21 protein-coding genes are annotated in these 23,024 nt (G+C 71.2%); 12 read left to right on the top strand and 9 right to left on the bottom strand.

The features are described from left to right. Positions 1-9 precede the first annotated feature (9 nt). Positions 10-1,956, bottom strand: a complete 1,947-nt coding sequence (locus tag O2V63_RS02755) for a fumarate reductase/succinate dehydrogenase flavoprotein subunit (protein WP_269164958.1) — start codon at positions 1,954-1,956, stop codon at positions 10-12. Positions 1,957-1,973: 17 nt separating this feature from the next. Beyond that, positions 1,974-2,684: a succinate dehydrogenase cytochrome b subunit gene (locus O2V63_RS02760; protein WP_036337418.1), complete on the bottom strand. Its 711-nt coding sequence runs from the start codon at positions 2,682-2,684 to the stop codon at positions 1,974-1,976. 194 nt (positions 2,685-2,878) lie between these two features. Here O2V63_RS02760 and O2V63_RS02765 point away from each other — a divergent pair, with 194 nt between their 5' ends. Both O2V63_RS02765 and O2V63_RS02770 read left to right on the top strand, forming a co-directional pair. Continuing rightward, positions 2,879-3,490, top strand: coding sequence for a sulfite oxidase-like oxidoreductase (locus O2V63_RS02765; RefSeq protein ID WP_036337654.1), 612 nt, complete (start codon positions 2,879-2,881; stop codon positions 3,488-3,490). Further along, positions 3,483-4,208 (top strand): FAD-binding oxidoreductase, encoded by a 726-nt coding sequence (locus O2V63_RS02770; RefSeq protein ID WP_269166041.1) that lies wholly within the window; start codon positions 3,483-3,485, stop codon positions 4,206-4,208. Before O2V63_RS02765 ends, O2V63_RS02770 begins: the two co-directional genes overlap by 8 nt. A gap of 47 nt (positions 4,209-4,255) precedes the next feature. Here the strand turns inward: O2V63_RS02770 and O2V63_RS02775 are convergent, their stop codons facing one another. Then, the gene (locus tag O2V63_RS02775; RefSeq protein WP_269166042.1) at positions 4,256-6,367 is read right to left on the bottom strand and encodes a catalase; all 2,112 of its coding nucleotides are present in this window, start codon (positions 6,365-6,367) and stop codon (positions 4,256-4,258) included. 178 nt (positions 6,368-6,545) lie between these two features. On the opposite strand from O2V63_RS02775, the gene O2V63_RS02780 reads away from it, so the two are divergent. Further along, on the top strand, positions 6,546-7,415 hold the full coding sequence (locus tag O2V63_RS02780) for a formate/nitrite transporter family protein (RefSeq protein ID WP_269166043.1): 870 nt from the start codon (positions 6,546-6,548) through the stop codon (positions 7,413-7,415). Position 7,416: 1 nt separating this feature from the next. On the opposite strand, the gene O2V63_RS02785 is transcribed toward O2V63_RS02780, so the two are convergent. Further along, complete coding sequence (locus O2V63_RS02785; RefSeq protein WP_269166044.1) at positions 7,417-7,965, bottom strand: DUF1990 family protein; 549 nt, start codon at positions 7,963-7,965, stop codon at positions 7,417-7,419. 40 nt (positions 7,966-8,005) lie between these two features. Between O2V63_RS02785 and O2V63_RS02790 the strand changes: the two genes are divergently transcribed. From O2V63_RS02790 to O2V63_RS02800, 3 genes are all read left to right on the top strand, one after another. After that, positions 8,006-8,875 (top strand): HipA family kinase, encoded by an 870-nt coding sequence (locus tag O2V63_RS02790; RefSeq protein WP_269166045.1) that lies wholly within the window; start codon positions 8,006-8,008, stop codon positions 8,873-8,875. Continuing rightward, entirely contained in the window at positions 8,872-9,276 is a 405-nt protein-coding gene (locus O2V63_RS02795) for a DUF3037 domain-containing protein (protein WP_269166046.1), read from the top strand. The genes O2V63_RS02790 and O2V63_RS02795 overlap by 4 nt, the downstream gene beginning before the upstream one ends. Positions 9,277-9,452: 176 nt before the next feature. Then, on the top strand, positions 9,453-11,684 hold the full coding sequence (locus tag O2V63_RS02800; protein ID WP_269166047.1) for a PhoX family protein: 2,232 nt from the start codon (positions 9,453-9,455) through the stop codon (positions 11,682-11,684). A gap of 67 nt (positions 11,685-11,751) precedes the next feature. Here O2V63_RS02800 and O2V63_RS02805 read toward each other — a convergent pair whose 3' ends face one another. From O2V63_RS02805 to O2V63_RS02820, 5 genes are all read right to left on the bottom strand, one after another. Further along, positions 11,752-12,063 (bottom strand): 4a-hydroxytetrahydrobiopterin dehydratase, encoded by a 312-nt coding sequence (locus tag O2V63_RS02805; protein ID WP_269166048.1) that lies wholly within the window; start codon positions 12,061-12,063, stop codon positions 11,752-11,754. A 31-nt stretch (positions 12,064-12,094) separates the two neighbouring features. Continuing rightward, the gene (locus O2V63_RS02810) at positions 12,095-12,808 is read right to left on the bottom strand and encodes a phosphoadenylyl-sulfate reductase (RefSeq protein ID WP_269166049.1); all 714 of its coding nucleotides are present in this window, start codon (positions 12,806-12,808) and stop codon (positions 12,095-12,097) included. 187 nt (positions 12,809-12,995) lie between these two features. Next, positions 12,996-14,675, bottom strand: coding sequence for a nitrite/sulfite reductase (locus O2V63_RS02815; protein ID WP_269166050.1), 1,680 nt, complete (start codon positions 14,673-14,675; stop codon positions 12,996-12,998). A gap of 93 nt (positions 14,676-14,768) precedes the next feature. Next, positions 14,769-14,873, bottom strand: coding sequence for a putative leader peptide (locus O2V63_RS20770; protein WP_442928980.1), 105 nt, complete (start codon positions 14,871-14,873; stop codon positions 14,769-14,771). Positions 14,874-14,906: 33 nt separating this feature from the next. Then, positions 14,907-15,389 carry an RrF2 family transcriptional regulator gene (locus O2V63_RS02820; protein WP_442928981.1) on the bottom strand — a complete coding sequence of 161 codons (483 nt, stop codon included), beginning with the start codon at positions 15,387-15,389 and terminating at the stop codon, positions 14,907-14,909. Positions 15,390-15,416: 27 nt separating this feature from the next. On the opposite strand from O2V63_RS02820, the gene O2V63_RS02825 reads away from it, so the two are divergent. The 6 genes from O2V63_RS02825 (at position 15,417) to O2V63_RS02850 (ending at position 22,845) form a co-directional block, all read left to right on the top strand. Then, positions 15,417-16,169, top strand: coding sequence for a (deoxy)nucleoside triphosphate pyrophosphohydrolase (locus O2V63_RS02825; RefSeq protein WP_269166051.1), 753 nt, complete (start codon positions 15,417-15,419; stop codon positions 16,167-16,169). 385 nt (positions 16,170-16,554) lie between these two features. Beyond that, positions 16,555-18,276: an ABC transporter family substrate-binding protein gene (locus tag O2V63_RS02830; RefSeq protein WP_269166052.1), complete on the top strand. Its 1,722-nt coding sequence runs from the start codon at positions 16,555-16,557 to the stop codon at positions 18,274-18,276. Positions 18,277-18,500: 224 nt separating this feature from the next. Continuing rightward, the gene (locus O2V63_RS02835) at positions 18,501-19,490 is read left to right on the top strand and encodes an ABC transporter permease (RefSeq protein WP_269166053.1); all 990 of its coding nucleotides are present in this window, start codon (positions 18,501-18,503) and stop codon (positions 19,488-19,490) included. Positions 19,491-19,517: 27 nt separating this feature from the next. After that, positions 19,518-20,474, top strand: coding sequence for an ABC transporter permease (locus O2V63_RS02840; RefSeq protein ID WP_269166054.1), 957 nt, complete (start codon positions 19,518-19,520; stop codon positions 20,472-20,474). An 11-nt stretch (positions 20,475-20,485) separates the two neighbouring features. Beyond that, positions 20,486-21,784, top strand: a complete 1,299-nt coding sequence (locus tag O2V63_RS02845) for an ABC transporter ATP-binding protein (RefSeq protein WP_269166055.1) — start codon at positions 20,486-20,488, stop codon at positions 21,782-21,784. After that, positions 21,781-22,845 carry an ABC transporter ATP-binding protein gene (locus tag O2V63_RS02850; protein ID WP_269166056.1) on the top strand — a complete coding sequence of 355 codons (1,065 nt, stop codon included), beginning with the start codon at positions 21,781-21,783 and terminating at the stop codon, positions 22,843-22,845. The genes O2V63_RS02845 and O2V63_RS02850 overlap by 4 nt, the downstream gene beginning before the upstream one ends. Positions 22,846-23,024: the final 179 nt, after the last annotated feature.

Raw genomic sequence — 23,024 nt, forward strand, 5'->3', positions numbered from 1 at the left:
GGTGTGCTGTCACTTGTAGCTCCGCTGGGCAAGGTGGACGTACTCGTACTCGAGGGCCTCGCGGTGCAGCACCGGCGGCTCGCCCTCCGGGGTGTACTCCCACGCGGCGACGTAGGCGTAGTTCTCGTCGTCGCGCAGCGCCTCACCCTCCGGCGTCTGGCTCTCGGCCCGGAAGTGACCGCCGCAGCTCTCGTTGCGGTGCAGTGCGTCGACGCACATCAGCTCGGCGAGCTCGATGAAGTCGGCGACCCGGCCGGCGTGCTCCAGGTTCTGGTTGAAGATGCCCTGCTCGCCGGAGACCTTGACGTTGGTCCAGAACTCGTGCCGGATCTCCGGGATCCGGTCCAGCGCCTTGCGCAGGCCCGGCTCCGAACGCTCCATCCCGCACAGGTCCCACATCAGCTTGCCCAGCTCGCGGTGGAACGAGGCGACCGTGCGGGTGCCGTTGATCGACAGCAGCCGCTCGGTCTGGGCGCGGACGGACTGCTCGGCCTCGACCGCCGCAGGGTGGGTGGCGTCGACGGCGGGGAACGGCCCGTCGGCGAGGTAGTTGCTGATCGTGCTCGGGAGCACGAAGTAGCCGTCGGCCAGGCCCTGCATCAGCGCGCTGGCACCCAGCCGGTTGGCGCCCTGGTCGGAGAAGTTGGCCTCACCGATGACGAACAGGCCGGGGATGTTCGACGACAGGTCGTAGTCGACCCAGAGCCCGCCCATCGTGTAGTGCACGGCCGGGTAGATCCGCATCCCGGTCTCGTAGGCGTTCTCACCGGTGATCCGGTTGTACATGTCGAAGAGGTTGCCGTACTTCGCCTCGATGGCGGCCTGGCCGACCCGGGCGATGGCGTCGCTGAAGTCCAGGTAGACGCCCAGGCCGTTCGGCCCGACCCCGCGGCCCTCGTCGCAGACCGCCTTCGCCTGGCGCGAGGCGATGTCGCGGGGCACCAGGTTGCCGAACGCCGGGTAGTTGCGCTCGAGGTAGTAGTCCCGCTCGTCCTCGGGGATGTCCTTGGGGTTGCGGTCGTCGCCGCGCTCCTTGGGCACCCACACCCGACCGTCGTTGCGCAGCGACTCGCTCATCAGCGTCAGCTTCGACTGGTAGTCGCCGCTGACCGGGATGCAGGTCGGGTGGATCTGCGTGTAGCAGGGGTTGGCGAAGAGCGCGCCGCGCTTGTGCGCCCGCCAGGCCGCCGTGACGTTGGAGCCCTTGGCGTTGGTGGAGAGGTAGAAGACGTTGCTGTAGCCACCCGAGGCCAGCACCACGGCGTCGGCGAAGTGGCTGGTGATCTCGCCGGTGATCAGGTGCCGGACGACGATGCCCCGGGCCTTCCCGTCGACGACGATCAGGTCGAGCATCTCGGTGCGCGGGTGCTGCTCGACGTTGCCCAGCCCGATCTGCCGCTCGAGCGCCTGGTAGGCGCCGTAGAGCAGCTGCTGGCCGGTCTGGCCACGGGCGTAGAAGGTGCGCGAGACCTGGGCGCCACCGAAGGAGCGGTTGTCCAGCAGGCCTCCGTACTCGCGGGCGAACGGCACGCCCTGGGCCACGGCCTGGTCGATGATCGCGGCGCTGACCTCGGCCAGCCGGTAGGAGTTGTCCTCGCGGGAGCGGAAGTCGCCGCCCTTGACGGTGTCGTAGAACAGCCGGTGCACGCTGTCGCCGTCGTTGCGGTAGTTCTTGGCCGCGTTGATGCCGCCCTGGGCCGCGACGCTGTGCGCGCGCCGGGGGCTGTCCTGGAACCAGAAGTTCTTGACCCGGTAGCCCATCTCGGCCAGCGTGGCCGCCGCCGAGCCACCGGCCAGGCCGGTGCCGACGACGATGATCGAGAGCCGGCGGCGGTTGGCCGGGTTGACCAGCCGGGCGCGGAACTTGCGCTCGTTCCAGCGGTCGGGGAGCGGGACGTCGCGGGGTGCCGTGGTGTCGGCGATGGGCTCGCCCACGGTGAAGAGCTCGAGAGGCATGACGGTGTCCTTCTCTCTCAGTCGATCAAGCCGAAGGCGACGGACAGCGGTACGAGCAGGAAGCCCACGGTGATGACCCCTGCGACGAGGTAGGCGAGGCCGTTGACGGCGCGCTCGCGGCGCTTGTTCGTCTGGCCGAGGGTCTGCGTGGCGGCGAAGATGCCGTGCCGCAGGTGCAGGCCGAGCAGCACCATCGAGACCACGTAGAAGAGCGTGATCGGGATGTTGGAGAAGCTGGCGACCAGACGGTCGTAGGGCGTGGAGTCGTGACCCACCGGGTTCACCGCACCGAGCGTGAGGTCCAGGATGTGCCAGATGATGAACAGCGCCAGGATCAGCCCGCCCCAGCGGACGGTGCGCGAGGCGAAGCTCTGCTGCACCCGCTTCTTGGTCACGTAGGGCACCGGGCGCGCGCGCCGGGCCTGCCGCCACAGCGAGATGGCCGCCCAGAAGTGCAGCACCACCGCGGCGAGCAGCACGAGCCGGATGATCCACAGCGCCGTCTGCGCCGGGAGCGCCGGCTCCCCGATGGTGCGGATCCACCCGGAGTAGCTGTTGAACGACTCGGGACCCGAGAAGGCCTTCAGGTTGCCCACCATGTGGGCGAGCAAGTAGAGGATCATGATGATCCCGCTGACCGCCATGACGGTCTTCTTCACGACCGAGTTGTCGAACCGGCCGGTCTTGGGGGCCCTGCGCTGGGCCGGCTGCGTCGTCACTGTCGCCACAGGGCCAAAGGTAAGCCCAGTGCCCACATGACACCCAGGTGAACGCACCGTGACACAGCTCATGTAAGGCGACCCTGACCGGTCCCGGGCTCCGGCCCGGCCCGGAAACGGCGTTGCCACCCAGGGAGACGGCGGCCTCGGGGGTGGAGGAAGATCGTCCTCACCCCAGTCCGGTGCCCCGAGAGGACGACGACGTGCCTGGACCCACCCGCGGCTTCCTCGGCCGCCGCCGCGCGGCCGGAGACCCCCGGCTCCCACCCGGCCAGTACGACGCCGGCAGTGACTGGCCGGTGCTGACCGCCGAGCCCACGCCCCGGATCGCCCCGGAGACCTGGAGCATCACCGTCGACGGCGAGGTGGCCACCCCGACCACCTGGACCTGGGACGAGGCGCACGCGCTGCCGTCGGCCGAGTACCGCGGCGACATCCACTGCGTCACCACCTGGTCGAAGTTCGACACCCGGTTCGGCGGCATCAGCGTCGACTCGCTGCTCGACGTCGCCCAGCCCACGGCCGAGGGCCGGTTCGTGATGGCGACGTCCAAGACCGGCTACACCACCAACCTGCCGATCGAGGACGTCACCGGTGGCAAGGCGTGGCTGGTGTGGGAGTTCGACGGCAAGCCGTTGACCGCCGAGCACGGCGGGCCGGTGCGGATGCTGGTGCCGCACCTGTACTTCTGGAAGAGCGCCAAGTGGATCAGCCGGATCACCGTGCTCAAGCGCGACCAGCCCGGCTTCTGGGAGCAGAACGGCTACCACGACCGCGGCGACCCGTGGAAGCAGCAGCGGTACCAGGGTGACTGACGGAGGACGCGCGCCGGCCGGGGGATGGCGGACGGCGACGGTCGCCGGGCTGCGTCGGCCGATCGCCCGGGCGGTGGAGCTGCGGCTGGACGTGCACGACCGCATCGACCACCTGCCCGGCCAGCACTACGTCGTCCGGCTGACCGCCGAGGACGGGTACACCGCGCAGCGTTCGTACTCGGTGGCCTCGGCGCCGGGTGACCCGCTGGTGGAGCTGTTCGTCGAGCGGCTGGACGACGGCGAGGTCTCCACCTACCTCGCCGACGTCGTAGAGCCCGGTGACGAGCTGGAGGTCCGCGGCCCGATCGGTGGCTGGTTCGTCTGGGACGGCGTCACCCCGGCACTGCTGGTCGGTGGGGGGAGCGGCGTCGTCCCGCTGGTCGCGATGGTCCGGCACGCCCGGGCGCTGGGCAGGCTGGACCTGCTCCGGGTGGCGGTCTCCGCCCGCACGCTCGCCGAGCTGCCCTACGCCGACGAGCTGCTCGAGGCGGGGGCGCTGATCGCGCTCACCCGGGAGGCGCACGGCATCCGCCCGGCGGCCCGGCTGACCGCGATGGACCTGCTCCCGTTGTGGGAGCCCGGGCAGACCGCCTTCGTGTGCGGGTCCGCAGGCTTCGCCGAGTCGGCCAGTCAGCTCCTGGTGGGGCTGGGGCTGCCGCCGGAGTCGGTGCGGGTGGAGCGGTTCGGGCCGTCGGCGCTGGAGCTGCCGAAGCGCTGACCGGGGTGCCGGGACGCAGTCGCCTGCGTCCCGGCACCCGGTGTGGGTCAGGCGGCCGGCGGCACCTGCGAGGCGGTCACCAGCGGCGCCCGCTCCCAGACGCGGTGCTTGCCCATCGCGGCGATCAGGTCACCGGCCAGGGCGCCGGCGCTGTCCGCGGTGAGCACGCCGGGGCCGTCGACGTCGATGCCGGTGGCGGTCAGCACCTCGGCGCCGTCGCCCCATGCGCCGATCGCCTTGAGCTGGCGGTAGCTCTCCAGCAGCAGGACGACGGACTTCACGTCCTTCTCCTTCGGCGCACCGCCGGCGACGACGACCGCGTCGAACTCGATCGACCGCGCGGTCACGAAGGTCCGCTCCACGATCTCGGTGGCGCCCCCGTCGCTCAGCTCGCCGCCGGTGGGGGCGATCAGCTTGGTCATCGCGCCCTCCGCCTCCAGCGCCTCGCGCAGCGCGGTGACCCCGGCGATGTCGGCGCCGGGGCCGGCGACGACGCCGACCAGCCGGCCCTCGATCGGGTAGGACTCCCCGGTCACCTGGGCCAGCGCCGGGCTGGGCGCCAGGTGCTCGACCGGCGTCCCCTCCGGTGCCGGCAGGCCGAGGCCCTCGGCCACCGCGCGGCACAGCTCGGTGTCGATCTTCGCCAGCACGCCGAGCGTGCGCTCCTTGATCGCCTGCTCGTAGACCTTGCCGAGCTCGAACGTGTACGCCTCCGCGACGTGCTTCTGTTCGTCCGCCGAGAGGCTCGCGTAGAACAGCGCGGCGTGCGAGAAGTGGTCGTCGAAGGACGCCGGGGCGCCCCGGACGACCTCGCCGGCGACCTTCCGCGGGACGTGCACGTAGGCCGCCTGGCTCGCGTCGGCGAGGGTGGGGGAGTCGTCGTCCACGCTGTTCGGCTTGTACGCCGCCAGGCCCTCGGGGATCCCGTGCTGGTGGAAGCCGTCCCGGGAGTTGTCGTTGACCGGGGCGTGCGGGCGGTTGATCGGGATCTGGGTGAAGTTCGGGCCACCGAGCCGGCTCAGCTGGGTGTCCAGGTAGGAGAAGTTGCGGCCCTGCAGCAGCGGGTCGTTGGTGCCCTCGATGCCGGGCACCAGGTGACCGGTGTGGAAGGCGACCTGCTCGGTCTCGGCGAAGTAGTTCGTCGGGTTGCCGGTCAGCACCAGCTTCCCGATCCGCTGCACCGGGCAGAGCTCCTCGGGGACGATCTTGGTGGGGTCGAGCAGGTCGATCCCCTCGAAGGTCTCCTCGTCGGTGTCCGGCATGACCTGGACGCCGAGCTCCCACTCCGGGTACGCGCCGGCCTCGATGGCGTCGGCCAGGTCGCGGCGGTGGAAGTCCGGGTCGACGCCGGCGGCGATCTGGGCCTCCTCCCAGATGAGGGAGTGCACGCCGAGCTTGGGCTTCCAGTGGAACTTGACCAGCGACGTCTCGCCGTCGGCGTTGACCAGCCGGAAGGTGTGGATGCCGAAGCCCTCCATCGTCCGGTAGGAGCGCGGGATGCCCCGGTCGCTCATGTTCCAGATCGTGTGGTGGGTCGCCTCGGTGTGCAGGGAGACGAAGTCCCAGAACGTGTCGTGGGCCGACTGGGCCTGCGGGATCTCCCGGTCCGGGTGCGGCTTCCCGGCGTGGATGATGTCGGGGAACTTGATCGCGTCCTGGATGAAGAAGACCGGCATGTTGTTGCCGACCAGGTCCCAGGTGCCCTCCTTGGTGTAGAACTTCGTCGCGAAACCGCGGGTGTCGCGCACGGTGTCGGCCGAGCCGCGCGAGCCCAGGACTGTGGAGAACCGGACGAACACCGGCGTCTCCAGGCCCTCCTCGGCCAGCACCGCGGCCCGGGTGACCCCGGCCGCGTTGCCGTAGGCGGTGAAGACGCCGTGCGCCCCGGCGCCGCGGGCGTGCACCACGCGCTCCGGGATCCGCTCGTGGTCGAAGTGCATGATCTTCTCGCGGAGGTGGAAGTCCTCCAGCAGCACCGGCCCGCGGCGTCCCGCCTTCAGCGAGTGGTCGGTGTCCGGGATGCGGACGCCGTTGGGCGTGGTGAGGAACTCGCCGGCCTGGGCCCGGGGGTCCCGGCCCTTCTCTGGGCCCTCGTAGGCCACGCCGGTGGCGCTCACGGTGGCCGGGGCGGACTGGTCGGGCTGGCGCTTCGGGGGCATGCGGGAGCTCCTGTGCTCGGAGAAGGGGTCGGGGTCCGCTACCCGGTCCTCGGCGGTGGAGAAACGGCGTCCGGCGACGTGTGACGTGGTCGGTGTCGGGTGTGGTCGGGTCGGCAGCGGGTAGGCCCGCGCAGGACCGCGGCGCCCGACTGCCCGGCCGTCGTGGCAGGAGAGCACCGTGGGCACCACCCGTGAGGACCTCGGGGAGACCAACCCCTCGAACGAGGAGTTCGGCGACACCGACGCGGCGCGCGAGGAGCTCGGCGACACCGACGGTGCCACCGAGGACGAGCTGCAGGAGGCCTTCGACGTCATCGTCAGCGACGGTGCGCAGCGGCTGCACCGCAACTGGCGTGAGGTGCTCACGACCGGCTTCGCCGGCGGGCTCGAGGTCGGCACCGGGGTGCTGCTGCTGTTCGCCGTCTACGCCGAGACGGGCAGCCACCTGCTGGCCGGGCTGGCCTTCTCGGTCGGCTTCATCGCACTCTTGCTGGCCCGTAGCGAGCTGTTCACCGAGGGCTTCCTCGTCCCGGTGACCGCCGTGGCCGCCGGTCGGGCCAGCTTCGCGCAGCTGGGAAAGCTGTGGGGCGGCACCCTGGTGGCCAACCTGCTGGGCGGCTGGATGTTCATGTGGCTGGTCGTCCGGGCCTTCCCGGACCTGCGGGCCACGGCGATCGAGAGCGCCGTCCACTTCGTGGACTCACCGTTGGACCTGCAGTCGGCGTCGCTGGCCTTCCTGGCCGGCATCGCCATCACGCTGATGACCCGGATGCAGCACGGCACCGAGTCCGACCCGGCCAAGATCGTGGCTGCGGTCGGCGGCGCCTTCGTGCTGGCCGGGCTGCAGCTGTTCCACTCGATCCTGGACTCGCTGATCATCTTCGCCGCGCTGCACGCCGGGGCGCCGTTCGGCTACGGCGACTGGCTCGCCTGGCTCTGGTACACCGTGCTGCTGAACATGGCCGGTGGCCTGTTCGTGGTCACCCTCCTGCGGCTGGTCCGCAGCAAGGACATGATCAAGGAGGAGCGGGCGAAGGCAGGCGCCTAGGTCACCCCTGCCGGGCGGCTCGGCGGATCGCCACCACGTAGCGGTCCAGGGCCAGCCGCTGCGCGCGCCGGCTGACCGGGGCGCCGAGCCGGGCCAGCGGCGTCGCCAGCCGGGAGAACGCCCGCAGCGTGTAGACGACGTCGCCACCGGGCTCCAGCGTGACGACGAAGGACTCCTCACCGCTCTCCGGGTGCCCGGGCAGCGTGCCGTAGCCGAACCCGCGTCGCCCGGGCTCGTCGACCGCCCACACCACCCGGCAGGGGACGTCCAGCCCCAGCCTGCGCAGCCCCGCGGTCATCAGCACGACCGTGCCCGGGGTGCTGGCCGGCCCGTCGGCCTGGACGCGCAGACCCGCGCCCCGCTGGGCGGCCCAGCGGAAGACCGCGGCTGCGGCCCGGTCGAACTCCGCCCGGCCGGAGCCGACGACGGCGGACCGCTCGACGTGGTCGTAGCCGGCCGGCAGGGTCGCCTCCCGGGTGGCCCCGACCTCGGGGTAGGTGAACGGCGCGTCGGCCAGCTGCAGCAGCGTCGTGCGGCGGAGGAGTCCCACGCCGTCAGTGTCCCCAGCCGTGCCCCGGCCCGCCGGTAGGGTGCCCAGCACTGTGCTCCCCGCCGTCTCCGCCACCCGCTACGTCACCCCGCTGCGCGAGGGTGGCTCGTTGCCGGGGCTCATGGAGGCCGACGACCTCGGCACCTACGTGGTCAAGTGGCGGGCCGCCGGGCAGGGCGTCAAGGTGCTGGCCGCCGAGGTGGTCTGCGGGGAGCTGGCCCGCCGGCTGTCCCTGCCGGTGCCCGCGTTGGTGACGGTGGACGTCGTCCCGGAGCTGGCGGTGGGGGAGCCGGACCAGGAGGTCCAGGAGCTGCTGCGCAACTCCGCCGGGACCAACCTCGGGATGGACTACCTGCCCGGTGCACTGGACTTCGAGGCGGGTGCGGCCCAGGTCGACCCGGAGCTCGCCGGGCGGGTGCTCTGGTTCGACGCGCTGATCGGCAACGTGGACCGGTCGTGGCGCAACCCGAACATGCTCTTCTGGCACGGGCGGCTGCACCTGATCGACCACGGTGCCGCGCTGACCTTCCACCACAACTGGCCGGGGGCGCCCGCCGCCGTCCCCCGCGCCTACGACGCGGCCCAGCACGCCCTGGTGGAGTGCGCCCCCGACGTCGTGGCCGCCGACGCCGCGCTGGCCCCGCAGGTCACCGGCCCGCTGCTCACCGAGGTGCTGGCCCAGGTGCCCGATGCGTGGCTGGAGGGGCCGACGGCCGAGGAGCCCGCCGACGAGGTCCGCGCCCGCTACGTCGGCCAGTTGCTGCAGCGGCTGGCCGCCCGCGAGGCCTGGCTCCCCGGCGTCGTCGCGGCGGCCGAGGCCGGCGGCGCGGGGCGACGGACCGCGCCGCGGGGGCAGAACCGGCCGAGCTGGCTCGGTCCGCCGCCGCCCGAGGGCGTGACCCAGCGATGAGGGCTGTGACACTCAGGGACACCTTCGAGTACGCGGTGCTGCGGGTGGTGCCGCGGGTCGAGCGCGGGGAGTCGATCAACGCCGGGGTGCTCGTCTACTGCCGGCAGCGGGACTACCTGGGCTCGCGCGTGCACCTGGACGTCGACCGGCTGCGCGCACTCGACCCGACGGCGGACCCGGTGGCGATCACCGCCGCGCTGCAGGCGGCCGCCGACGTCTGTTCGGCCGCGGTCGCGGCCGGCGCGGCCGGGCGGGAGGCGCTGGGGTCGCGGTTCCGCTGGCTGACCGCGCCCCGCAGCACGGTCGTCCAGCCCAGCGCCGTGCACACCGGGCTCACCGCCGACCCGGACGCCGAGGCCGACCGGCTGCTGCAGGTGCTCGTCCTCCCCGTCACCGCCTGAGCCTGCTCGGGTGCGGCGAGCCCGCGTCACGCGTCGCTGGTCCGACACCGGGCGCGACACGCCCGAACACGCACAGGAGCCCCACAGGCAACTCTGGATTCTCCGTCCGTTCACCGCTTGGATGACCTGGCCGACCTAGCGTCCGTGGAACGTCCCACCCGACCAGAGGACTCCCCATGACGGACATCGTCCCTGCCCGCCGTCGTCTCCTGCTGCCGCTCCTGAACTCGGTTCGACATGGCAGCCGCAGCCACACGACGTGCTTCTACAAGTGCGGCAACGCCTGCGACTCCCCCGTGCCGAACAAGACGGACAACCCGACCATCGGCGAGGTCGTCGAGGGTGCGTTCAGCCGGCGGACCATGCTCAAGGCCGCCGGGGCCGGAGCCCTGGTCGTGGCGGCCGGTCCGCTGCAGGCCGCCCCGGCACGGGCCGACGATGCGGACCTGCTGAACTGGCGGCCGGCGCCCAACGCGCCGCTCACCTTCGAGCCGGTCGAGCAGAACCTGCTCGACGAACTGGTCACTGCCACCGGCTACACCCACGGCGTGGTGATGCGCTGGGGCGACCCGGTGCTGCCGGACGCCCCGGACTTCGACGTCGACGCCCAGACGCCGGAGGCCCAGGCCATGCAGTTCGGCTACAACTGCGACTACATCGGGCTGCTGCCGCTGGACCGGAAGGGGCGGCGGGCGCTGCTGGTGGTCAACCACGAGTACACCGACGAGCAGCTGATGTTCGCCGGCGTGGCCGACGAGGAGGCGCCGACCACCGAGGTGCAGAAGCGCATCGCGATGATGGCCCACGGGATCTCGGTGGTGGAGCTGCGTCGGGAGGGCAATTCGGGCAACTGGCAGCCCGACCGGCGGGGGAAGCGCAACCGTCGCATCACGGCGGTGACGCCCTTCGAGCTGACCGGCCCGGTGGCCGGCTCGGAGTACGTGCAGACCAGCGCCGACCCTGCGGGCCGGCACGTCCTCGGGACGCTGAACAACTGCGCCGGCGGGGTGACGCCGTGGGGCACGACCCTGCACGGTGAGGAGAACTTCAACCAGTACTTCGGGACGTCGACGGTCATCACGGAGGATCCGCGGGAGCCCCGGTTGTCCCGTTACGGCATCTCCACCGAGGAGCTCCCCGGCCGCCGGTGGGACGAGATCGACCCTCGGTTCGACCTCACCCGGGAGCCCAACGAGGTGAACCGCTTCGGTTACGTCGTGGAGCTCGACCCGTACGACCCCACGTCCACGCCGAAGAAGCGCACAGCCCTCGGTCGGTTCAAGCACGAGGGCGCCAACGTCCAGATCGCCGAGGACGGCCGGGTGGTCGCGTACTCCGGTGACGACGAGCGGTTCGACTACATCTACAAGTTCGTGTCCAAGGCGCGCTACCGGCCCGGCATCGACCGCGAGTCGCGGGCGCACAACATGACCCTGCTGGAGGAGGGCGACCTCTACGTCGCACGCTTCACCGGCGACTCGCCGCCGGAGCAGATCGACGGCCTGGCGAGCGTGCCGGCCGACGGCGAGTTCGACGGCACCGGCCAGTGGATCCCGCTGGTGAAGGACGGGCAGTCGATGATCCCGGGCAAGTCGGTGCCGTGGGTGCTCACCTTCACCCGGCTGGCCGCTGACCGGCTGGGCAAGGAGCTGGACGCCAACGGCGACTTCCCCGACCCGGCCGCCCCGGTGGTCCTCGACCCGTCCCAGCTGCCCACCCAGATGGACCGGCCCGAGGACATCCAGGTGAACCCGGTCAACGGCCGGGTCTACGCCGCGCTGACCAACAACTCGCGGCGCGAGGTCGCCGACGAGCCGAACCCGGTGTCCCGGTCCTTCGCCTTCGACATCGAGGACGGCACCTACGAGGAGCGGGCCGGCAACCGCAACGGCCACGTGCTGGAGTGGCTGGAGACCGACGGGATCGCCGGGGACGACTTCTACTGGCGGGTGTTCATCGTGGCCGGTGACCCGGAGACCCCCGGGACGTACTTCGCCGGCTACGACAAGAGCCAGGTCAGTGCCCTCTCTTGCCCGGACAACCTGGAGTTCGACCTGTCCGGCAACCTGTGGATCTCCACCGACGGGAACGTGCTCTCCACCCGGAACCGGGAGGTCGGCACCTACGCCGGGACCAACGACGGGCTCTTCGCCGTCCCGACGGCCGGACCGGAGCGCGGTCACCTCAAGGCGTTCCTCACGGTGCCGATCGGTGCGGAGTGCAGCGGGCCGCTGATCACCCCGGACTCCCGCTCGGTCTTCGTCTCGGTGCAGCACCCCGGGGAGACCACCGGGTCGACGCGTGAGTCGCCGTCGAGCACCTGGCCGGACCAGCTGGCCGACCGGCCGTACCCGCGCCCCAGCGTGGCTGTCGTCTACCGGACCGACGGCGGTCGGATCGGCAGCTGACCAGCTGACGCAGGAGCCCGGCCGCGGACAGCGGCCGGGCTCCTCGCGGCTGTGTCCCCCGGGCGCCCTACGCGCCGTCTTCGGACTGGTCGTCCAGATGGAGGTCGGCCCGACGGGCGAACTCGACGTCGAGCTCGGTCACCCCGTCCACCGAGTGGGTGATCAGGTGGACGGTGAGGTCGCCGTAGCTGATCTCGACGTCGGGGTGGTGGTCCAGCTCCTCGGCGACGTCGGCCAGGGCTGCCACGCACCGGGCGGCGCTGCGGAAGTCGATCCCCTTCACCCGGCGGTGGATGCCGTGGACGTCCCCCGCCCACGCGGGCAGTTCCTCGAGGGCGTCGGAGAGCTCGTCAGGGGTCAGCAGGATGCGGCGGGCCATGCCGGCAGTGTGCTCGCCGGATCCGACAGGATCAGGTGTGCAGCCCGCACTCGACCTTGTTCTTCCCGGCCCAGCGGCCGGCGCGCGGGTCCTCGCCCGGGGCGACCGGGCGGGTGCAGGGTGCACAGCCGATCGAGGCGTAGCCGATCTCCGACAGCGGGTTGACCGGCACCTGGTGCTCGGCGACGTAGCCGTCGACGTCGTCCTGGGTCCAGGCGGCCAACGGGTTGACCTTGACCATGCCGCGCTTGGCGTCCCAGTCGACGACCCGGGTGCCCGTCCGGGTCGCGGACTCGTCGCGGCGCACGCCCGATCCCCAGGCGGTGAAGCCGGCCAGCGCCTGCGCCAGCGGCTGCACCTTGCGCATGGAGCAGCAGAGGTCGGGGTCGCGTTCGTAGAGCTTCGGCCCGTGCTCGGCGTCCTGCTCGGCGACGGTCAGCGGCGGCTGGACGTTGTGCAGGGTGATCGGCAGGACGCCGGTGATCCAGTCGCGGGTGCCGATCGTCTCGGCGAAGTGGTAGCCGGTGTCGAGGAAGACGACGTTCACGCCGGGCACGGCGCGGCTGGCCAGGTGCGCCAGCAGCCCGTCTGCCATCGAGGAGGTGATGGCGAAGGAGTCGCCGAACGTCTCCCCGGCCCAGGTGAGCACGGCCAGCGCCTGCTCGACCGGGTCGGTGATGCCCTCGAAGCGTGCATCGGCCTCGGCCGCGAGCTCCGGCGTCGGTGTGGTGATCGCGATCGTCATGGGTGCTGCACCCCCGTTCCGGTCAGCCGCAGGGTGAAGGTCCGCAGGCAGGCACCGCAGTGCCAGCCGGTTGCATCGTCACCGTGCGGGGTGAGGTCTTCTTCGCCGCAGTACGGACAGTGGAACGGTGGCAGCTGGCGCGTCCTTCCGGACGTGCTGTCTGTCACACCGCTCGGGTCCTGCGGGGTCACACCAGCCACTCGTCGTCGGCGCGCGCCACGTAGGCGGCGAACCGCTCGCCGGGCTCGCGGCGGTCGAGGTAGCCGCGGAGCACGCGCTCGCAGTAGTCCGCGGTCTCCTCCTTGGTGATCTTGTGACCACGGAACTTCCGGCCGAACGAGGCGTCGACGCCGAGGTGGCCGCCCAGGTGGACCTGGAAGCCCTCGACGCTCTCGCCCGCGGCGTTGCGGACGATCATGCCCTTGAAGCCGATGTCCGCCGTCTGGAACCGGGCGCAGCTGTTCGGGCACCCGTTGACGTTGATCCCGATGGGCTCGTCGAACTCCGGCAGCCGGCGCTCCAGCTCGGCGTAGAGCTCCTGGGCGTGCTGCTTGGTCTCGACGATCGCGAGCTTGCAGAACTCCAGCCCGGTGCAGGCCATGGTGCCGCGGCGGAAGGCGCTGGGGCGCACCAGCAGGTCGTGCTCGGCCAGCGCGGCGACCAGGTCCTCGACCCGCTCGTCGGGGACGTCGAGGATGACCAGCTTCTGCTGCGTCGTGGTCCGGATCCGCCCGCCCTGGGTGCCGTACTCCTCGGCCAGGTCGGCGATCCGGGTGAGCAGCGTGCCGCTGATCCGGCCGGTGCGCAGCGCGAAGCCCAGCGCGTTGGTGCCGTCCTTCTGCTTGCTGACCCCGACGTGGTCGCGCTGGTCGTGCTCCGCCGGGGCGGGGGCCGGGCCGTCGGGCAGCTCGGCGTGCAGGTACTCGTCCTGCAGCACCTGGCGGAACTTCTCCGGGCCCCAGTCGGCCATCAGGAACTTGATCCGGGCGTGGTTGCGGGACCGGCGGTAGCCGTAGTCGCGGAAGATCGAGGTGCACGCCGCCCAGACGTCGGTGACCTGGTCGGGGCGGACGAAGACGCCGATCCGCTTGGCGAACATCGGGTTGGTCGACAGACCGCCGCCGACCCACAGGTCGTAGCCGGCCTCGCCGGCGGAGTTCACCACGCCGACGAAGGAGACGTCGTCGATCTCGGGCTCGGTGCAGTGGTCGACGCAGCCGGACATCGACGTCTTCCACTTGCGCGGCAGGTTGCTGAACTGTGGGTCGCCGAGGTACTTCGCGACCGTCTCGGCCAGCACCTCGGAGGCGTCGATCACCTCGTCGGCGAGGATCCCGGCCATCGGGCAGTTCAGCATCACGCGCGGTACGTCGCCGCAGGCCTCCATCGTGCTCAGGCCGACCGACTCGAGTCGTCGCCAGATCTCCGGCACGTCCTCGATCCGGATCCAGTGGTACTGGACGTTCTGCCGGTCGGTGACGTCGGCGACGTCCCGGCCGAACTCGGTGCTGATCCCGCCGAGGACCCGGAGGGCCTCACTGGTCAGCGCCCCGCCGTCGATGCGGGCCCGCATCATGAAGTAGGAGTCCTCGAGCTCCTCGGCCTCCAGCACGGCGGTCTTGCCGCCAGGGATGCCCTGGGCCCGCTGGGTGTACAGGCCCATCCAGCGCATCCGGCCGCGCAGGTCGCCGGGGTCGATGCCGTCGAAGCCGGTGTGCGCGTAGATGTCCAGGATCCGCTGGCGCACGTCCAACCCGTCGGAGTCCTTCTTCATCCGCTCGTTCGGGTTCAGCGGCTCGCGGTAGCCCAGCGCCCACTGTCCTTGTCCACGGACGGGGCGGTTGCTGCTGCGGGTGGGGGTCGACACGTCAGTCGTTCTCCTCTGCGCCGGCACGCCGAGCGTGCGCGACGCGGCCGGGTGTGGGTGCAGCAGGGAGGCTGCGGGGGACCGGGGCCGTGGTCAGCGCGCGGCGCGACAGGCGGCGCTGGAGACCCGCGCCAGGTCGACGTGCAGGCGCTCCACGAGGAGGGCGCCGCAGTCCGTCACGGGTCGATCGTGCCACACCGAGCCGACTCGTGTTCCCGTCCGCGCGCGCGGTCAGTCCGCGGCCGGGACGCCGAAGGAACGCCACGCACTGTCCAGCTCGATCATCTCGGCCACGTGCGGCGGCATGGTGCCGGCGACGACGTCGGCCAGGGTCACGTTCTCCAGCACCCGGCGGTAGGACTCCCGCGCCGCCACCCACACCGAGGCGAGCGGCCCGGCGGCGCCCGGGTACTCGACGTCCTCGGGGCGCTGTCCGTGCACCTCGGCGAGGAAGCCCTGCTCCACCCGCATGACCCGGGCGACGGAGATCTCCGACGGCGGCATCGCCAGCCGGTAGCCGCCCTCCCGGCCGCGCTGGCTGGTCACCAGCCGGGCGTGCTGCAGGTCGCCGAGGATGGCCTGCAGGAAGCGGGCCGGGATGCCCTGTGCCTGGGCGATCCGCTCCGAGGTCAGCGAGTCGGGTGCCACCGCGGCGAGTTCGACGGCGGCGCGGACTGCGTAGTCGACCCGGGCGGAGATGCGCACGCCGGTCATCCTGCCGTGTCTGCGACGCTGCTCCCCGTGTTCCAGCTGCGGTTCACCACCTTGGTGGAGGCGCCCCTGACCGTCGCCTTCGACGTCGCCCGGTCCCTGGGGCGGCCGTGGCCGCACCCGCTGCAGGAGGTCGTCTCGGAGCGGCCCTGGCGCGACGTGCACGTGGCGGCGCTCGGCAGCGGCTGGCGGACCCTGGTCCACACCCGTTCCTTCACCGCCACCGCGGCCGGCACCCTCGTCGAGGAGCAGGTCGACGCGGAGGCCGCGTTGCCGGGGTGGCTGGATGGGCTGGTGCCGCGACGCCGGGTCGAGCGGGCGATGCAGGTGCACCTGGACGCCTATGCAGCAGCCGCCGCCCGGCGGGCGCAGGAGGTCACCCAGGTGGTCGGCGCCGCGCTGGTGGACGACCGGCAGCGGGTGCTGGTCGCGCAGCGCGGCTCGGGGCCACTGGCCGGGCTGTGGGAGTTCCCCGGCGGCAAGGTGGAGCCGGGGGAGCCCGAGGTGTCGGCGCTGGTCCGGGAGTGCCGCGAGGAGCTCGGCGTCGGGATCACGCCCGGGGCCTTCCTCGGTGAGGTGCCGCTGGACGGCGTGGTCGCCGGCGGCGTGCCGGGCGCCTCCACCCTGCGCCTGTGGTCGGGCCTGGTCACTGCCGGTGAGCTGGTCGCCCACGAGCACAGCGAGCTGCGCTGGCTGGGGCCCGAGGAGCTGGAGGACCTGGACTGGATCCCGGCCGACCGCCCGCTGCTCCCCGCCGTCCGCGCCCTCCTCGTCCGCCGCTGACCCGGGCCCCGGACGTGCGACGGCCCCTCCGACCGGCGGCGGACGCGGGAGGGCGCACACGCAGCGTGAGCAGAGCAGAGCGGCCTCATGATCATGTCGTCCGGGGTGCGTCCCAGACTGCCGGAAAGTGTGCGGTGGAAGCCCGTACATTGCCGGGATGTTTCCGGTCGTCAGCGACGGTCGTTTGCACAGGTCACAAAATGATGACGGCCGTGGACGGCCTCTTCCGGCTCTGCCTAGGGTCTGCCCGTTGCGCTCGTCCGAAAGCGTCCCGACAGCTGGACGACGGCGCGTGTTCATGTAGGAGCCCAGTCCGCCCGGCGATCCCGGGTCGGTCACACCTGATCGTTCCCCCCGCTCCTGCGGGTCGAGGAGGCAAGCGAACGTGAAGTTGAGCAAGCGCACTTCCATGCTCATCGCGACCGGGCTCACCGGTGCGATGGCGCTCTCGGCGTGTGGTGGCGGCAGCGACGACGGCGAGGGCGGTGGCGAGGCCAGTGGCGGCTCGGGTCGCGTGGTCTTCGGTGAGTCGACCGACTTCCCGGAGAACCTGTACCCGAACATCGCCGCGGGCAACGCCACCTCGGTGGCCAACGTCCTGATCAAGGTGCTGCCCTCGGCCTACCAGGTCCAGCCCGACTTCACCGTCGAGTTCAACGAGGACCTCTTCACCGGCGAGCCGACCCTCGAGGAGGTCGACGGCCAGCAGGTGAACACCTACGAGATCAACCCGGACGCGGTGTGGAGCGACGGCACCCCGATCACCGTGGACGACTTCGAGTTCACCTGGCGGGCCAACCGCAGCGGTGACCCGGCCGACGGTGGCTGCCCCGCGGTGCTGTCGACCACCGGCTACGAGCAGATCGCCTCGGTCGAGCCCGGCGAGGACGAGAAGACCGTCGTCGTGACCTACGAGACGCCCTTCGCCGACTGGCAGGGCAACTTCGAGAACCTGCTCCCGTCCCACCTGATGGACGCCGACGACCCGGCCGCGGTCTGCGAGACGATCACCGAGGGCTGGCCGATCGCGGAGGGTCTGCCGGAGGGCATCTCCGGTGGCCCGTGGCAGGTGTCGAACATCGACGCCGGCCAGCAGGTCATCGTGCTCACCCCCAACCCCGAGTGGTGGGGCGAGGGGCCGGAGCTCGAGCAGCTGATCATCCAGAACATCGGCAACGACCCGACGACCGCCGTCCAGGGTCTGCAGTCCGGTGAGCTGGGCGTCATCTACCCGCAGCCGCAGCTCGACCTCGTCGAGCAGGTCCAGGCCCTCGAGCCGAACGTCGAGAGCGAGATCAACTTCGGTCTCACGTTCGAGCACCTCGACCTGAACACCCAGGACCCGCACCTCGCCGACCCGCTGGTGCGCCAGGCCCTCGCCTACGCCCTGGACCGCCAGGAGATCGTGGACCAGACCGTCGGGCAGTTCTCCTCCGACGCGCAGGTGCTGAACAACCGGATCTGGCTGAACACCCAGCCGGAGTACGAGGACACTGCGCCGGAGCAGGTCAAGACCCAGAACGTGGACGAGGCCCGCGCGCTGCTGGAGCAGGCCGGCTACACCGCTGGTCCGGACGGGTTCTACACCCACCCGGAGCGTGGCCCGCTGAACATCCAGATCGACACCACGGAGAACAACCCGCTGCGGCAGACCACGATCGAGGTCATGATCCCGCAGCTGGCCGAGGCCGGGATCAACGCCTCCTTCAACGCCAACCCGGACATCTTCGCCGGTGCCGAGAAGCCGACCTCGCTGGAGGGCGGTGGCTTCCAGGCTGCGCTCTTCGCCTGGGTGGGCAACCCGTTCATCACCTCCTCACAGTCGATCTACCAGTCGCCGCAGGGTGACAACATCCAGCAGAACTACAGCCGGATCGGCAACCCCGAGATCGACGCGCTCTTCGCCGAGCTGGCCACCGAGCCGGACCGCGAGCGGCAGGCCGAGCTGGGCAACCAGATCGACGGCCTGCTCTGGGAGCAGATGGCCACCATCCCGCTCTACCAGAAGCCGACCTTCGTCGCGCACCAGGCGGACATCGAGGGTGTGCAGGACAACCCGACCGAGGCCGGTCCGCTGTGGAACTCGGAGACCTGGACGGTCGAGTGACCCCCAGCTCCACCCAGCACGGCTGAGCACCACCCAGCACGGCTGAACACCACCGGGCCACCGGCTGCCGCGGCCCCCGGGAGACCATCCCGGGGGCCGCGGTGTGTCGGGACCCGAGAACCCCGCTCCCCCCGGACCCGGCACGACCTGCAGCGGGTCCGGCGAAGGCACGCCGGCCCGGCCGATCGGCCGGACGGCTTCCTCTCTCGGCGTAAGGTCACCACATGTTCTTCTTCACGATCCGGCGTCTGCTCGCGTCGGTCCTCGTGTTGCTGGTCAGCTCGTTCCTGGTGTTCGCGCTGTGTGCGGCCAGTTTCGACCCGCTGGAGAAGTACTACACGCAGAACCCCAGGCCGCCGGAGTCGTTCTTCAACAACCTCCGCGAGACGCTGGGCCTGAACGACAACTTCTTCGTCCGGTACTGGCGCTGGCTCTCCGGGGCGGTCACCGGTGACTTCGGGGAGACCATCAACGGCACCCCGGTGACCGAGCAGCTCTGGCCCCGGCTCATGGTGACCGGCCGGATGATCATCGGCGCGATCGTGATCGCCATCCTGCTGGCGATCATCGTGGGCGTCATCGGCGCCGTGCGGCAGTACAAGGCCTCCGACTACACCTTCACGTTCATCGCCTACATCCTCATCGCCCTGCCGACCTTCTGGTTCGCCGCGCTGCTCAAGGAGTACGTCGCCGGCGGGGTCAACGACCTGTTCGGGGAGCAACTGCTCTACACGATCGGTGAGGAGACACCGGGGCTGTCGCTGTACGCCTCCGGGTGGGAGCTGTGGTCCGACCGGCTCGGGCACCTGGTGCTGCCCACGATCAGCCTGGCTGCGCTCTCGTTCGCGGCCTGGAGTCGCTTCCAGCGGGCCGCCATGCTCGACGTGCTGGGCTCGGACTACATGCGCCTGGCCCGGGCCAAGGGCCTCACCTACCGCCGCACCGTGCTCAAGCACGGGCTGCGGAACGCGCTCATCCCGCTGACCACGGTCGTCGCGCTGGGCGTGGGCACGCTGTTCGGCGGTGCGGTCATCACCGAGACGGTGTTCGTCTGGCACGGCATGGGCGAGTACCTGCTGAGCAACGGCATCGAACAGAACGACATCAACGTGGTGCTCGGCTGGCTGCTGGTCAGCGCCGTGTTCGTGGTCGTCTTCAACTTGGTCGCGGACCTCCTCTACGCGGTGCTCGACCCGCGCATCCGGCTGTCCTGACCCGGCCTCGCGAGAAGGAACGGACACATGGCCACCACCCAGACCACCACCGGACCCGTCGTCCCCGCGACACCCGGCACGCCCGAGGGCGGCCCGGTCGAGCGGGAGTTCACCGTCAAGGCGCGGAGCCAGCGCCAGCAGATCATCGGCCGGTTCCTGCACAACAAGGTGGGGATGGCCGGGGCGGTCATCTTCGTGCTGCTGCTGGCCTTCGGTTTCCTCGGCCCGCTGGTCACCGGCATCGACTACGCCGACCAGAGCAGCGCCAACCAGTCGGTCCCCCCGGGCACTGCCGGCTACCTGATGGGCAGCGACGCGATCGGCCGTGACCTCATGGCCGGGATCATGACCGGGGTCCAGCGCTCGCTGTTCATCGTGCTGCTCTTCGTCGCCATCGCGTTCCCGCTGGGCCTGCTGGTCGGGGCGCTGGCCGGCTACTTCGGCCGGTGGGTCGACAGCGTCCTGATGCGGCTGGTCGACCTGATCCTCACCGTGCCGCTGCTGGTCGTGCTGATCGTCGTGGCCAGCAACTTCCCGGGCTCCCGCACCCCGCTGGGCGTGGGCATCATCCTGGGCCTCTTCGGCTGGCTCGACCTCGCCCGGATCGTGCGCAGCCAGTTCCTCTCCCTGCGGGAGAAGGAGTACGTCGAGGCGGCGCACGCGATGGGCGCCTCCAACGCGCGGATCATCTTCAAACACCTGATCCCCAACTCGCTGGGGTCGCTGATCGTCTGGACGACGCTGGCCGCCGCCACCGCGATCACCCTCGAAGCCGCCCTCACCTACCTGGGCTTCGGCGTCAACGGCGCCAACCAGACCTCCCTGGGGCGGCTGGTGTCCGACGGGGTGCAGGCCGCGAGCACCCGCCCCTGGCTCTTCTACTTCCCCGGCATCGCCCTGCTGATCATCGTGCTGTCGATCAACCTGATCGGCGACGGGATCCGGGATGCCTTCGACCCGAGCAACCGCCGCGTGCGGGCCTGACGAGGAGCTCCATGTCCACGACCGGGACCACGGGCCCCAGCATGTCCGGTGCCACCTCCACGGGCACCATGAACCAGGGCCGCACCACCAGCCTGCCCGGGTTCGACCCGGGTGCGCCGCTGCTGGAGGTGAGCGACCTCAACGTCCGGTTCCCCACCGAGGACGGCCTGGTCCACGCCGTCCGCGGCGTCGACTACTCGCTGCGCTCCGGTGAGGTGCTCGGCATCGTCGGAGAGTCCGGCTCCGGCAAGTCGGTGACGTCGCTGGCGGTGATGGGGCTGCTGCCCGGCTCTGCGCGCGTCACCGGCTCGATCAAGTACCGCGGCCAGGAACTGCTGGGGCAGAGCGACCGCAGCATGTCGCGGGTCCGCGGCAAGGGCGTCTCGATGATCTTCCAGGACCCGATGACGTCGCTGGACCCCGTCTACAAGGTGGGGGCGCAGATCGAGGAGACGCTGCGCATCCACGACAAGCAGCTGTCGTCGAAGGCTGCGGAGGCACGGGCGGTCGAGCTGCTGGAGCTGGTCGGCATCCCGAACGCCACCGACCGGGTGCACTCCTACCCGCACGAGTTCTCCGGCGGCATGCGCCAGCGGGTGGTCATCGCGATCGCGATGGCCAACCAGCCCGAGGTGATCATCGCCGACGAGCCGACGACGGCGCTCGACGTCACCGTCCAGGCCCAGATCCTCGAGGTGCTGCAGACCGCCCTCCGCGAGACCGGCGCGGCGATGGTCATGATCACCCACGACCTGGGTGTCGTGGCCGGGATCGCCGACCGCGTCCTGGTCATGTACGCCGGCCGGCCGGTGGAGATCGGCAGCGTCGAGGACATCTACTACGAGCCCCGGATGCCCTACACGCTCGGCCTGCTCGGCTCCCTGCCCCGGCTGGACTCCGCGACCCGCGAGCGGCTCACCCCGATCAAGGGCGCGCCGCCCTCGGTGGTCAACATGCCGCCCGGCTGCCCGTTCGCCCCGCGCTGCCCGCTGCACATCGCCGAGTGCGACGAGGCCGAGCCCGAGCGCTTCCAGGTCGGCCCCGGCCACACGGCCGCCTGCATCCGCACCGAGGAGGTCGAGGCCGCCCACGGGCGGGCCGCCGACATCTTCAGCGAGTCCGCCGACGACGTGGACCTGGCGACCACCCCGGCCCCGGCCGGCGTGGCCCTCGCCGCGGACGACCTGGACGGCGACGGCCCCGCCGTCCCGCCCGGCGACCAGACCGCACCCCGGGCCGGCCAGGACGACACCGGCACCCAGAGCGTCGTCAGCGCCCCGCCACGCCCCACGAACGGAGACCGGGCATGACCGCCCCCACCACCCAGCGGCCTGCCGACGGCACGCCCCAGCGCGGCGAGCCGATCCTGTCGGTCCGTGGTCTGGAGAAGCACTTCCCGATCAAGGGCGGCGGCCTGATCAAGCGGACCGTCGGCGCGGTCCGTGCCGTCGACGGCATCGACCTGGACCTCTACCCCGGTGAGGTGCTCGGCCTGGTCGGGGAGTCCGGGTGCGGGAAGTCCACCACCGGGCGCGCCATCCTCAACCTGCAGCCGGCGACCGGCGGCTCCGTCGTGTTCCAGGGGCGGGAGCTCGTCGGGCTCGACCGCAAGCAGATGCGCCCGCTGCGCCGGGACATCCAGCTGGTCTTCCAGGACCCGTACGCCTCGCTGAACCCGCGGCTGCCGGTCTTCGACATCGTCGCCGAGCCCATGATCATCCACGGGCTCACCAAGGACCAGGACGAACTGCGCTCGCGGGTGCGCGAGCTGGTGGAGACCGTCGGGCTGAACCCCGAGCACACCAACCGCTACCCCGCCGAGTTCTCCGGTGGACAGCGGCAGCGCATCGGGATCGCCCGGGCGCTGGCCCTGCAGCCCAAGGTGCTCGTCCTCGACGAGCCGGTGTCGGCGCTGGACGTCTCCATCCAGGCCGGCGTCATCAACCTGCTCGAGGACCTGAAGTCCAGCCTGGGGCTGAGCTACCTGTTCATCGCCCACGACCTGTCGGTGGTCCGGCACATCTCCGACCGGGTCGCGGTCATGTACCTGGGGCGGATCATCGAGATCGCCGACCAGGAGACGCTGTTCAGCCGCCCGGCGCACCCCTACACGCAGGCGCTGCTCTCCGCGATCCCACTGCCCGACCCGCGCCGCGAGCGCGCCCGGCAGCGGATCATCATCACCGGCGACGTCCCCAGCCCGGCCAACCCGCCCTCGGGGTGCCGCTTCCGCACCCGCTGCCAGAAGTTCGCCAACGAGCTGACCGACGGCCAGCGCGAGATCTGCCTGACCGTCGACCCCAAGCTCGAGGACCGCGGCGCCGGTCACCTCAACGCCTGCCACTACGCGGAGGCCAAGTCGGTGCTGTGACATGGCGATCCTGGCGGATCGCACCGCGGCCAGCGGCCGTGCCCGGCTGGCGTTGAGCCGCTTCGTCGGATCTGAGCAGGACCCTCCGGGCCCGTGCTCGGATCCGACAGCTCGCGTTGCTCGCGCACTGCTGCGCGGCCGAGATGCGGGTCGGCTGCTGTGACGCGCTTCCGTCGATG

The sequence above is a fragment of the Modestobacter sp. VKM Ac-2977 genome, from assembly GCF_026968045.1.
Taxonomy (GTDB): domain Bacteria; phylum Actinomycetota; class Actinomycetes; order Mycobacteriales; family Geodermatophilaceae; genus Modestobacter.